General features: G+C 71.6%; 10 protein-coding genes. 5 read left to right on the top strand and 5 right to left on the bottom strand.

Annotated elements, in window-relative coordinates; genetic code table 11:
* Nucleotides 1-357 precede the first annotated feature (357 nt).
* Nucleotides 358-1515 carry an LLM class flavin-dependent oxidoreductase gene (locus AC07DA_RS34810; RefSeq protein ID WP_479132243.1) on the top strand — a complete coding sequence of 386 codons (1158 nt, stop codon included), beginning with the start codon at nucleotides 358-360 and terminating at the stop codon, nucleotides 1513-1515.
* Between the two features lie 2 nt (nucleotides 1516-1517).
* Complete coding sequence (locus tag AC07DA_RS34815; RefSeq protein WP_479132245.1) at nucleotides 1518-2801, top strand: acyltransferase family protein; 1284 nt, start codon at nucleotides 1518-1520, stop codon at nucleotides 2799-2801.
* A gap of 239 nt (nucleotides 2802-3040) precedes the next feature.
* Here the strand turns inward: AC07DA_RS34815 and asnB are convergent, their stop codons facing one another.
* Nucleotides 3041-4888: an asparagine synthase (glutamine-hydrolyzing) gene (asnB, locus tag AC07DA_RS34820; protein WP_479132246.1), complete on the bottom strand. Its 1848-nt coding sequence runs from the start codon at nucleotides 4886-4888 to the stop codon at nucleotides 3041-3043.
* A gap of 376 nt (nucleotides 4889-5264) precedes the next feature.
* Here asnB and AC07DA_RS34825 point away from each other — a divergent pair, with 376 nt between their 5' ends.
* Nucleotides 5265-6479, top strand: coding sequence for an MFS transporter (locus AC07DA_RS34825; RefSeq protein WP_479132248.1), 1215 nt, complete (start codon nucleotides 5265-5267; stop codon nucleotides 6477-6479).
* Between the two features lie 252 nt (nucleotides 6480-6731).
* Nucleotides 6732-7400 carry a helix-turn-helix transcriptional regulator gene (locus AC07DA_RS34830; RefSeq protein WP_479132249.1) on the top strand — a complete coding sequence of 223 codons (669 nt, stop codon included), beginning with the start codon at nucleotides 6732-6734 and terminating at the stop codon, nucleotides 7398-7400.
* Between the two features lie 167 nt (nucleotides 7401-7567).
* Here the strand turns inward: AC07DA_RS34830 and AC07DA_RS34835 are convergent, their stop codons facing one another.
* The 4 genes from AC07DA_RS34835 to AC07DA_RS34850 form a co-directional block, all read right to left on the bottom strand.
* Complete coding sequence (locus AC07DA_RS34835) at nucleotides 7568-8245, bottom strand: 4'-phosphopantetheinyl transferase family protein (RefSeq protein ID WP_479132250.1); 678 nt, start codon at nucleotides 8243-8245, stop codon at nucleotides 7568-7570.
* A 107-nt stretch (nucleotides 8246-8352) separates the two neighbouring features.
* Nucleotides 8353-9231, bottom strand: coding sequence for an arylamine N-acetyltransferase family protein (locus AC07DA_RS34840; RefSeq protein WP_479132251.1), 879 nt, complete (start codon nucleotides 9229-9231; stop codon nucleotides 8353-8355).
* Nucleotides 9218-9730: a MaoC/PaaZ C-terminal domain-containing protein gene (locus AC07DA_RS34845; protein ID WP_479132252.1), complete on the bottom strand. Its 513-nt coding sequence runs from the start codon at nucleotides 9728-9730 to the stop codon at nucleotides 9218-9220. The genes AC07DA_RS34840 and AC07DA_RS34845 overlap by 14 nt, the downstream gene beginning before the upstream one ends.
* Nucleotides 9727-10191 carry an FAS1-like dehydratase domain-containing protein gene (locus tag AC07DA_RS34850; protein WP_479132253.1) on the bottom strand — a complete coding sequence of 155 codons (465 nt, stop codon included), beginning with the start codon at nucleotides 10189-10191 and terminating at the stop codon, nucleotides 9727-9729. Before AC07DA_RS34850 ends, AC07DA_RS34845 begins: the two co-directional genes overlap by 4 nt.
* Before the next feature lie 419 nt (nucleotides 10192-10610).
* Here AC07DA_RS34850 and AC07DA_RS34855 point away from each other — a divergent pair.
* Nucleotides 10611-10976, top strand: a 366-nt coding sequence (locus AC07DA_RS34855) for a thiamine pyrophosphate-dependent enzyme (RefSeq protein WP_479132254.1), incomplete at its 3' end; no start/stop codon positions are given.

A 10976-nucleotide genomic window follows, 5' to 3' on the forward strand; every position in this document is an offset into this window, starting at 1 on the left:
GATGGTTGTCTATGCAACGCATGTCGTTTAACGGCACCCCGCGTGAAGGCCGCCTCGACGGACAGCGTTCACCCTCGTGGAGCCCCGCTGTCCGCCCAAGACCCGTACGGGCTGGCCGATCGAGTAGGGCAGGGACCGCGCTTCGGCTACCTGCGATGGGCATTGCCCGCACACGTGCCCGACGCGGAAGGTGATGGTGCGCCCGGTCGGAGCGAGGGAGTGGCCGCACCACCATCAGGACGGACCTCCGCGGCCCCCTCTGCCCGCTCCTGCCGACGGCCCGTACCCCGGCCGGCACCCGCGGCCCGCGGCCGGCCGGTCCGCCCGAACCTTCCGTCATGCTTCAGGGAGACACGTATGCCCGCATCCCCCGCCGCCGTAGGCTTCGGCGCGTTCATCTCGCCACTGCACCCGCCGGGCGAGGCCCCCGACCTGCAGATGTGGCGCGATCTCGACCTGATCTCCTGGCTCGACGACCTCGGCCTCGACGAGGTCTGGGTCGGCGAGCACCACTCCGGAGGGTGGGGCACCATCAGCTCGCCGGAGGTCTTCCTGGCGGCGGCGGCCGAACGCACGCGTCACATACGTCTGGGGACCGGCGTGGTGAGCCTGCCGTACCACCACCCGTTCCACGCGGCGTCCCGCATCGTCCAGCTCGACCACATGACCCGCGGACGGGTCATGTTCGGTGTCGGTTCGGGGTCGTCCCCCGCGGACGCCCACATGATTGGAGTCGAGGCGGTCGACACCCGCCGTATGACCGCGGAGGCGCTTGAGGTCATCCGGCCCTTGCTGGCCGGGGAGACGGTGACCCGCTCCACCGACTGGTTCACACTTCGCGACGCGCGGCTGCATCTGACGCCGTACTCGCGGGATCTGGAAGTGGCCATATCCAGCGCCTCGTCGCCGGTCAGCATGCGCCTCGCCGGACGGTACGCACTCAGCCCCCTGTCGTTCGGCGCGCCCGTGCCCGGTGCGCCCCCGATCGACCTGGCGGCCCAGTGGGCGCACGCCGAGACGGCCGCGGCGGAGGTCGGAAGCGCCATGTGCCGCAGCGACTGGCGGATCGTCCTTCCGGTGCATGTGGCCGAGACCACCAAGCAGGCGTACGCCGACGTCCGCGAGGGCTTCCAGCGTTTCGCCTACGGGTACTTCCGGGACACCTTGGGTCTGCCCGTCGACTTCCCCGGAGTCCCCGCCGGCGAGGAGATCGCGGCGATGGTCGAGTCCGGCGCCGCGATCGTCGGATCGGTCGACGACTGCGTCGAGGCCGTGGAGCGGCTGGTGGAGCGGACCGGCGGTTTCGGCAGGCTGCTCGTCGCCGTGAACGACTGGGCATCGCGCGAGCGGACCCGGCACAGTTTCGAGCTCCTCGCGCGCTATGTGGCCCCGCACTTCGACGGGCGGCTGGACGGTCCGCGGCGGTCCAGCCGGTGGGTTCAGGAGAACCGTTCCGCCTTCGTGGGCAAGGCCGTCGCGGCCTTCCAGCAGGCGACGTCCGGATCCGGGATATGAGCATGGGTGCGACAAGTACGGCGTCCCCCGTCCCGTCCCGTCCGGCGGAGATCCCGGCACCGGCCGCCACCGCCACCGTGGAACAGGGGCCCACCGGCGCCACGGCCGACGCGGGCGGCCCCTCCAGACTGGACTCGCTGACCGGGCTGCGGTGGTGGGCGGCACTCCTGGTGTTCGGGGAGCACGCCGGGAAGCTCATGCTGAGCACACCTGCGGGCTCTACCGACCTCTCCTCGCTGGACACCGCGCTGCACGCGGTGTTCGGGACCGGATTCGTGGGCGTGAGCTGCTTCTTCATCCTCAGCGGATTCGTCCTCGCGTGGTCACGCAAGCCGGCCGACACCGCCCGGAGGTTCTGGCAGCGGCGCTTCGCCAAGATCTATCCCGTCTTCTTCGCCACCACCCTCCTGGCGATCGTGTGGATCGCGACCACCACGGACGCGCTGCCCGGCTGGCAGCTGGTCCTGACCCATCTGTTCCTGGTCCAGTCGTGGGTGCCGGACCAGTCCGTGTCCTACGGGCTCAACCCCGTCGCGTGGTCGCTGAGTTGTGAAGCCTTCTTCTACTTCGCCTTCCCGGCCCTGTATGCCGCCATGGCATCGGCCCGGGCGCTCACGTTGCGCTGGGTGGCCGGCCTGTGCGCGGTGGCCGTGTTCGTGGTGCCGTACCTGGCGTCCAGTGTCTTCACGCTCAAGCACCCGGGCGGTGCCGAGAGCATTTCCACCGAGTCCATCGGCGGACCGTTCATGTACTGGTTCGTCTACGTCTTCCCGCTCATGCGGCTCGCCGAGTTCGTCTGCGGCATCGCGCTCGCCTGCCTGGTGCGCCGCGGCCTGTGGCGGGGCCCCGGCGTGCCGGTGGCCCTCGTCCTGGCCGTCGGCTCCATCTGGCTGGGCACGTACGCGCCCGAACCGCTGCAGCGCGTGGCGGTCACCTTCGTACCCTTCGCGCTGCTGATCGCGGCGCTGGCGCAGGCGGACGTCACGGGCCGGTGGACGCCACTGCGCGGCCGCGCGATGGTGTTCCTCGGGGAGATCTCGTTCGCGCTGTACATGGTGCAGCTGGTGTTCCTGATGTGGACCGGTGTCCATCTGCGCGGCTGGCTGCACGAGCTGGGACTGCTGCCGTCGCCGGAGGCGGCCGCCCCTATGTGGCTGGGGCTGGCGGTCTTCCTGCTCTACCTCGCGGTGTGCTCAGTGCTGGCCTGGGCGCTGTACAGGGGCGTCGAGCGCCCCATGATGCGAGTCCTGCGCCCGCGTACCGCGGAGCCTGCCGCTTCCGGCTGAGCCCTACGGCCGCCGTGGTCACACTGTACGTCCTGGCCCCCGCACGCTCCGCAGCCCCGCACGCCCCGCCGACTCGCCGACTCGCCAACTCGCCGCGAGACGGTCGGGTGGCGGGGCGGCGGGGCGTGCGGGGCGTCCTGGTTCCGTTCCCGGCCCATGGAGCCTGCTCTCCCCCCGACACGGACGGGCCCGGTGCGCTTCTCGCGCACCGGGCCCGTCGCTGTGGCGCTCGGCGGGAATCAGTCGATCGTGATGTCGGGTCCGTACAGGTCGATCCAGGTGGCCAGTTCCAGCACCCGCTCCAGACCGTGCCGGACGGAAATGTCCATCCGGGAAGGGTCCGTGGCCACGGCGCGGGCCAGCCACTCATCGCTCACCAGCGAGAAGAGCGTGCTGTTCGACTCCGCGGCCACCTGCTTGGCCTGCTGCTGGAGCGCATGCTGGTAGAACGGGTCCTGAGTGGACGGGTAGGGGCTCTTCCTGCGCTCGGCCACGGACGCCGGCAGCACGTCCCGGACAGCGGCCCTGAGCAGGCTCTTCTCCCGGCCGTCGAAGGTCTTGAGACTCCACGGTGTGTTGAACACGTACTCGGTCAGCCGGTGATCGCAGAAGGGCACCCGGACCTCCAGGCCGTTGGCCATGCTCATCCGGTCCTTGCGTTCGAGCAGCGACGGCATCCACCGCGTGAGGTTGAGATAGCTGATCCGGCGCATCCGCGCCTCCAGACCGTCCTCCCCGGGCAGCCGTGGCACCTCCGCGACGGCGTCCGCGTAACGGTCCTGCGCGTACTCGACCAGCCGCAGCCGCTCCCTGACCTCGGGACGCAGCAGCTTGAGCGCCTCCTGCTCGGCGTCCCCGAAGATGGCCGTCCAGGGGAAGGTCTCGGCCTGTTGGGCGGCGGGGTGGTGGAACCACAGGTAACCGCCGAAGAGTTCGTCGGCCGCCTCGCCGGACAGGGCGACGGTCGATCGCTCCCGCACGGCGCGGAACAGCAGGTACAGCGAGAGGTCCATGTCACCGTGCACACCCGGCAGGTCGCGGGCGCGGACGGTGGCCCGGCGCACCTGCTGGTCCGCCATGGCGCGCGAGTCGAGGACGACGTCGTGGTGGTCGGTGCCCACGTGGGCGACGACCTCGCGGATGTACGGCGCGTCCTGGGTCTCACGCAACTCCGTCGCCCGGAACGTCTCGGCGCCGTCGGCGAAGTCCACCGCGAAGGTGCGGACGCGTTCGGTCCCGCGGTCGCGGCGCAGCCCGGCGGCGGCCAGCGCGGTGAGTGCGCTGGAGTCGAGTCCTCCGGACAGCAGCACGCACCGGGGCACGTCCGAGACCATCTGCCGGGCGGCGATGTCCTCCAGGAGCTCCCGGATGTGCGACGTCGTGGTCGCCAGGTCGTCGGTGTGCTCGCGCGCCTCCAGCTTCCAGTACACGCGCTCGCGCACACCGGTCCGGTCGACGGTCACCAGGGTGCCGGGGCGCATTTCGCGCATGCCCCGCCAGATCGCCTGTCCCGGAGTCCGGGTGAACAGGAACATCTCGCGCAGACCGTCGGCGTCGACGGTCCGGTCGGCGTCCGGGTGGGCGAGCAGGGCCTTGGGCTCCGAACCGAACAGGACGCCGTCGGCGGTCGGCCGGTAGAACAGCGGCTTGACCCCGGCACGGTCCCGGACCAGGAGCAGCCGCTCCGACCGGGAGTCCCAGATCGCGAAGGCGAACATCCCGTCGAGCTTCTCGACGCACGCCTCGCCCCACTCCAGGTAGGCGCGCAGCACCACCTCGGTGTCGCTCCGGGTCGTCCACGTGTGCCCGCGACCGGTGAGGAGTTCGCGCAGTTCCCGATAGTTGTAGACCTCCCCGCTGTAGGTGATGACGACCTCGCTGTCGGGGAGCGCCGCGGACATGGGCTGCCGCCCGCCCTCGAGGTCGATGATGGCGAGCCGGCTGTGCGCCAGGGCGGCGTGGCGGCCGGTCCAGACGCCATGGGCGTCCGGACCGCGGCACGACATGGTGGCGTTCATCGCTTCCACGGTGTCCACGTGGTGGGCCAGATCCTGGGTGAAGGACACCCAGCCGGTAATGCCGCACATCGGTTCTCTGCCTCCGGAGAAGTGGCCGCACGCCCGCCCGGGCGCGCGGCAGCGCGGATCGGGGCGGGGGCGCGGAAGAAACGGGGATCCGCCGGATCGTACGAACCCGACGGCGGTCCGTCCGAGCCCTGACGCCCTGCACGAACGAGCACTCCGGACGGCGCACGACGAGCCCTTCGTTCGTGCCGCCCCTTCGGGCATCCGGATTCGGCGCCGTGCGTGGAACGCTGCGAGTGGCCCACCTGCGGCACCGATCCTGCGCGATGGAGGCCTCTAATCGACACGCGTTGTTTAGTAGTCGCCTGTTGGCTATCCTGACGGCCCGGGCAGCGGCCTCCCCCCGCATCTCCCCCTGCACACCGAGAGGTTGGACCTCATGGGACTCTGGCTCGCACCACTGGTGCTGGCACTCTTCACCTTCGGCACCGCCGACTTCGTCGTCGCGGGCATCCTGCGCGAACTGGCCGAGGGCCTCGGAACGAGCGAGTCGGCCACGGGCCAGCTGGTGACCGTCTACTCGATCGTCTACGCGGTCTGCGCGCCCCTCGCGGCCGTGGTCACCGCCCGCGTGCCCCGCCGCACACTCGCCGCCTGGGCGGTCGCGCTGTTCATCCTCGGCAATGTCGTCGCCGCGACCGCGGGTTCCTACGAGGTACTGCTCGCTTCCCGCGTGCTGAGCGCCGTGGCCGCCGCCGTGGTGACTCCGATGTGCTTCGCCGCCGCTGGCACCGTCCCGCCTGAGGGGCAGCGCGGCAAGGCGCTCGGCCTGCTCAGCGGCGGCATCATGCTGGCCCAGCTCCTCGGCGTGCCGATCGGCACCTGGCTCGGCGGCACATGGGGCTGGCAGGCCGCCTTCTGGATGTGCGTGGCGCTCGGCGCGGTCGTTTTCGTTAGCATGCTCGCGCTGCTTCCGCCGCTGGAGCTGCCGCCGGCCATGACCCTGCGCGAGAGGCTCGCCCCGGTCACCCGCGGCCCCGTTCTGAGGGGGCTCAGCGCGATGATGATGCTGTCCGCGGGCAGCATGATGATGATGACGTACATCGCCCCCATCACCTCGGCTTCGGGCGGCGTCGGCACCAAGGGCATCGCGGCGCTGTTCGTCGCGGCCGGCTTCGCCGGTCTCGTCGCGACCCAGATCGGTGGCACGGCGAGTGACAAGCTGGGCCCCCTGCGCACCGTCCTCATCGGCGCCGGAACACTCGTTGTCGCGATGGCCGGCCTGTCCGGCTCGGTCCTGTGGGGCGAGACCCCCTTCTGGCTGCTGGTCCTGCTGGTCATGATCATGGCCTTCGCGATCGGCATGCTCAACCCGCCGCTCGCCGTCTGGCTGCTGAGCCGCGCCGGCGCCTCCGGCAACGAGGTGATGGCACTCAACGCCAGCGTCATGTACCTCGGCACGTCCCTGGGCGGCGTCCTGGGCGGCCTGCTGCTCGCCCTGTCCGGCCCGGGAGCGCTGCCCGTGCTGGCGGTGGTGGAGACGGTGCTCGTCGTCCTCCTGATCGCCACTGCGGGCCGGGGCACGCCCGAGCCGCAGGGTGCCCATGCCGGCACCGCGCCGTCCGAGCACGCGGCAGCCCCTCAGACGCACTGATCGCGCTGTCGCCAGACCGCACTGATCGCGCTGTCTCCGCTGTGGCCGCCGGACCTACGGGTCCGGCGGCCACAGCGTGTGTGGCGGTCGTCTCATCGAGTGATTGGGATATTGAAAACCAATCGTTCGTTTTTTTATGCTGGAGGGGACACGGAAACTGGATGCCCGTGTTCCCTTCCGACTCCGGGACGTCGTCCTCGCCCAGGCCGGGACATCCCCGGGCCCATGCATCCAGGCACGAGGGGGAGAGAAATGAACGCCGAGTACCCGACCGCTCGCCATATCGCCGTGGTGCTGCAGGACGTGGTCCAGCGCTACGGCCTGGAGGCCATGATCCGGACCGTGGTCGACGAGGGCTCGGTCCGCTGCCACGCCACCGGTCAGGACGTCCTGGCCCGGCTTCCCGACACCCCGGAGCTGGTCGTCCTCGCCGCGAAGGAGGCCGGCGAGCAGTGGCCGGAGTGCGCCGAGGAGCTTCGCAGCCTCGGTACGCGGCTGCTGGTCCTGGTCGACGGCGGTGACGACCAGGACGTCGAGCGCGCCGCGAAGATCCACGGGCAGGGTTTCGTGGACCAGCAGGACCTCGACACGAAAACCCTGGCCGCCGCGGTCACCGACGTACTGGAAGACCGGCTGTACGTCTCCTCCACCCTGGCCAGGACCCTGCTCGGCAGGGCCGGCCAGAGACGCTCCATGGACCAGGACTTCCGCGGCTCCACCCTGACGCCCCGGGAGCTGGAGGTCCTGCAGTTGCTCGCCGAAGGGCTCAGCAACAAGCAGGTGGCCCGCCGTCTGGTCATCTCCGAGCACGGTGTGAAGCGACTGGTGAGCAACATCCTGGCCAAGCTGAACTGCCCCAACCGCACCATGGCGGTGGTCAGGGCGATGCAGGAGGGCATACTCGCGCCGGAGCCCGCCTGATCCACGGCCCGCCGCCGGCACCCGGTGCGCCGAGCTCCCGGCCGCCGCGCCGTACGACGTCGTTCATCGTCGTACGGCGTTGTCCGCCGCGTCGCTCATCGTCGTACGGCGTTGTCCGCCGCGTCGTTCGTCGCCGTACGACGGCGTTCAGCGCGGTACGACGGCGTTCAGCGCGGTACGACGGCCACCGCGAGCGCCGCACGGTGGCCGGGCCCCGCGGGGAGGTCCCGCACCGCCCAGGTGTCCGGCCCGCCCTCGGCACCCCGGTGCACCACCACCGCTGTCGCGCGGTCCGGGCGCACCTCCACCCGGCGCAGATCGGTCGCCACCCCGACGCCGCTGCCTTTCACCACCGCCTCCTTGCGGGCCCAGCAGCGTGCGAACTCGGCCGGCCACGTCTCATGGGGACGGCTCGCCAGATAGGACCGCTCGGCGGCGCTGAGCACCGCCTCGTGCAGTCCGGGCGGCGCCTGGGGACGCAAGCGCTCGACGTCCGCTCCTACCGCGGTGCCGTCGGCCGCGGCACACAGCCAGGCGGCACCCGAATGGGACAGGCTGAACTCCAGGCCGGTCTCCGGGAACGTGATCACCGGCCGACCGTGCCGCCGCCCACCGCAGACGGGACACGGGTCACGGCCGAACTCGATCGCGGCGGGATCCGCGCCGAGCACGGATGCCAGAGCACGACGCAGCGCGGCGTGCGCCCCCGCGTACCGGGCGGCCGGGACAGGGGCGTGGAAGGAGCGGTAACGGACGGACTCCTCCTTGGACAGCAGGCGCAGGTCCTCGTCGGCCGGCTCGTCGGCCAGTCGGCCCCGCCAGACCCGGACCGGTGTGCCGCCCACGTCGTAGACCCGTCCGGCGACCTCCTGTCCGGCGTCAGGGCGGCCGGCGGCAACCCGTCCGGCAGCGGGACCGGACGGATCCGTCGTCCCGGTGCTCCCCCTGGCCGTCATGGGGCGCCGACCAGGAGCTGTTCCCGCTGCGCCCGGAGCCGGATCCTGGTCGCGTGCGAGCGGGCCAGCCAGTCCCAAAGGCGTGCACGATCGCCCGCGTCCAGGTCGTCGAGGGTCAGCCCGAACACCTCCGCGACGGTGCCGAACCACTCGTCGGCGGAGGTCAGTTCGCACACCGTACGGCTGCCGGAGCCGTCGACGCGGCTCAGTACGCACCCGCACAGGCCGTCGACACCGTCCGCGTCCCGCCGGTACACCGAGGCGATCCGGACGAACATCGAGGCCGGCGACATGGACATCACCCGGTGCATCGTCTGGAAGTCCGGCAGGGCGGCCGACCCAGTCGAGAAGTCCATGCCCGCGAACTTGCCGTGCGCATGGTGGTCGAGGCGCCATCCGCCCGGTTCCGCCGCCGACGGCCCGAGCCTGTACCGGAACGGCCCCTGCTCATGCACGCCCGCACGCAGCGGCAACGGCTCGTGCAGGGCGTCCCCCAGGCCGACGTCGGCGAGCCACGTCTCGTCCCCCACCGACACGGTGAGGGTCAGATGGTTGCCGTTCGCGCCGGGTGCGGGGGTGTCCCGGTCGGCCTGGACGCCACCGCGATGCCACGTCACCTGGTAGCCGAGCGCCCTCAGCAGTTGAGCGAACGCTCCGTTGAGGTGGAAGCAGTAGCCGCCGCGGCCCCTGAGGACACGTTCCACCGAGCACTCCGGAGCGAGCGACGTACGGCGGCCCAACTGGAAGTCGAGCGTCTCGTAGGGGATGCGCTCGACGTGCGCGCGGTGCAGCGCCTTCAGCCCCTCGGGGCTGGGGCGCCCGGTGTGGTCGGTCCGCAAGCGGTCGAGGTAGCGGCGGACATCAGGCAGCCGCATCGGGCACCTCCTCACCGGGGCCAGCGTCGACGTCCACCTCTGCCACACCGCGCGCCACCGTCGTACCGTCCGCACGGCGGGCGACGAGCCGGACCAGCGCCCGGCAGCCCTCGCCACCGGTGCGCGTCACCTCGGTCACCGTCCCGGAACAGGTGATCGCTTCCCCGCCCGGCACGGGCGCCACGAACGAGGTACGCAGCGACCGCAGCCGGTCCTGGGGCGCCCACGACGTCACCAGCCGGCCCAGCAGTGCCATCGTCAGCATGCCGTGGGCGATCACACCGGGAAGGCCCGCCGCGCGCGCGGCTTCTGGGTCGAGATGGATCGGGTTGGTGTCACCGGACGCGCGGGCGAACCCGGCCAGCACCTCGGGGGTGACCTCCGGCAGCCGCAGCGGGGGCAGTTCAGCCCCGGGACACGTCGAGAAGCCGTACGCCGGTGCGGAGCTGCCCTCCCGGCCGTCCCGCGTTGTGGCGCCCTCCCGGCTGTACGCCGTCATGCCGCCATCCCGGCCGTCCGCCGCGCCTGTATCGCGACGACCTGGCGCAGTAGTGCCACCCGGCTGCCGTCGGGACGCCGGACCAGCGTGTCCCGGGCGACGAACTCCCTCGGGCCGCGGGCGGGCAGCGACGGCACGGCGAAGGACGGCGACAGGAGCAGCGTGTCACCGGCGCAGACGGACGACACGTAGCTGAACTCCTGGGACACGTGAAGGCAGGCCGCCGGATCGGCGCCCGCCTCGGCCAACCGGCGCAGCACATCGCCCCGTTCGAGGTCGACGCCGAACAGGTACGTGGGCGGCGCCAGGATGTCGCGGTGGCCCGCGGCCCGCGCGGCCGTCGTGTCGTGGTGCACGTTGTCCGTCGCGCCGATCGCGTCGGCGAAACGCCGGACGGCGTTCCGGTCGATGTCGACCCGGTAGGCAGGCAGGGGACCGGCCAGTCTCTCGGCGATGAGCATCGTTCCTCCGTCGCTCGTCGTCGGTGCCGGTCCGCTCCGTCCACCGGGGCACTCCCCCCTGATCCGCGTTCCGGCTCGAAGTGCCCACTGTCACGGGCGGCCGGGCGTCCCGACAACGCCGACCGGGCTGGCACATCGGCGCCCCCCTTGCCCCCGAGCGGTGACCGGGTGACCGGCCCGCTCGGGCGGGCCATCCAGGCCTCCCGCACCAACCGGCCGCCTTGGTAGGCATGGCACGGCGGCGATCCCGTACCTGCAAGGCCCGGCCGGCTCACACCCGGATCGCCACGAGCGACACGTCGGCCGGGCCCTTCACGACCCACTGCGTGGACGGACGCGCCGGCCACCGACAGCGCAGAACGCACGCGAGCGGCGACCTACAGCCGCAGTGGTGACCGACAGCCGAAGGAGCCAACGAGATGACACCACCGGCGTGCCCCGGAACCGAGCCGCGGGCCGTGCAACTGCTCACCCCGGAGGGTGAACGAGTCCCAAACGCGGAGTACGACGGGTTCACGGCCGATGTGACCGCCGCTGACCTGCGAGGTCTCTACCGCGACATGGTGCTCGTCCGCCGCTTCGACGCCGAGGCCACCGCCCTGCAGCGCCAGGGCGAGCTGGGCCTGTGGCCGTCCCTGCTGGGCCAGGAGGCTGCGCAGATCGGCTCGGGCCGGGCGCTGCGCGACGACGACTACGTCTTCCCGACCTACCGCGAGCACGGCGTGGCCTGGTGCCGCAACATCGAACCGGCCGCGATGATGGCCCAGTTCCGGGGGGTCGACCAT

The sequence above is a fragment of the Streptomyces sp. NPDC044921 genome, from assembly GCF_056432865.1.

What these genes read in the sequence shown, in the direction of transcription:
- AC07DA_RS34810 (WP_479132243.1), top strand. Translation starts at nt 358, where the DNA reads ATGCCCGCATCCCCCGCCGCCGTAGGCTTCGGCGCGTTCATCTCGCCA.
- AC07DA_RS34825 (WP_479132248.1), top strand. Translation starts at nt 5,265, where the DNA reads ATGGGACTCTGGCTCGCACCACTGGTGCTGGCACTCTTCACCTTCGGC.
- AC07DA_RS34815 (WP_479132245.1), top strand. Translation starts at nt 1,518, where the DNA reads ATGGGTGCGACAAGTACGGCGTCCCCCGTCCCGTCCCGTCCGGCGGAG.
- AC07DA_RS34845 (WP_479132252.1), bottom strand. Translation starts at nt 9,730, where the DNA reads ATGACGGCGTACAGCCGGGAGGGCGCCACAACGCGGGACGGCCGGGAG.
- AC07DA_RS34850 (WP_479132253.1), bottom strand. Translation starts at nt 10,191, where the DNA reads ATGCTCATCGCCGAGAGACTGGCCGGTCCCCTGCCTGCCTACCGGGTC.
- AC07DA_RS34840 (WP_479132251.1), bottom strand. Translation starts at nt 9,231, where the DNA reads ATGCGGCTGCCTGATGTCCGCCGCTACCTCGACCGCTTGCGGACCGAC.
- asnB (WP_479132246.1), bottom strand. Translation starts at nt 4,888, where the DNA reads ATGTGCGGCATTACCGGCTGGGTGTCCTTCACCCAGGATCTGGCCCAC.
- AC07DA_RS34830 (WP_479132249.1), top strand. Translation starts at nt 6,732, where the DNA reads ATGAACGCCGAGTACCCGACCGCTCGCCATATCGCCGTGGTGCTGCAG.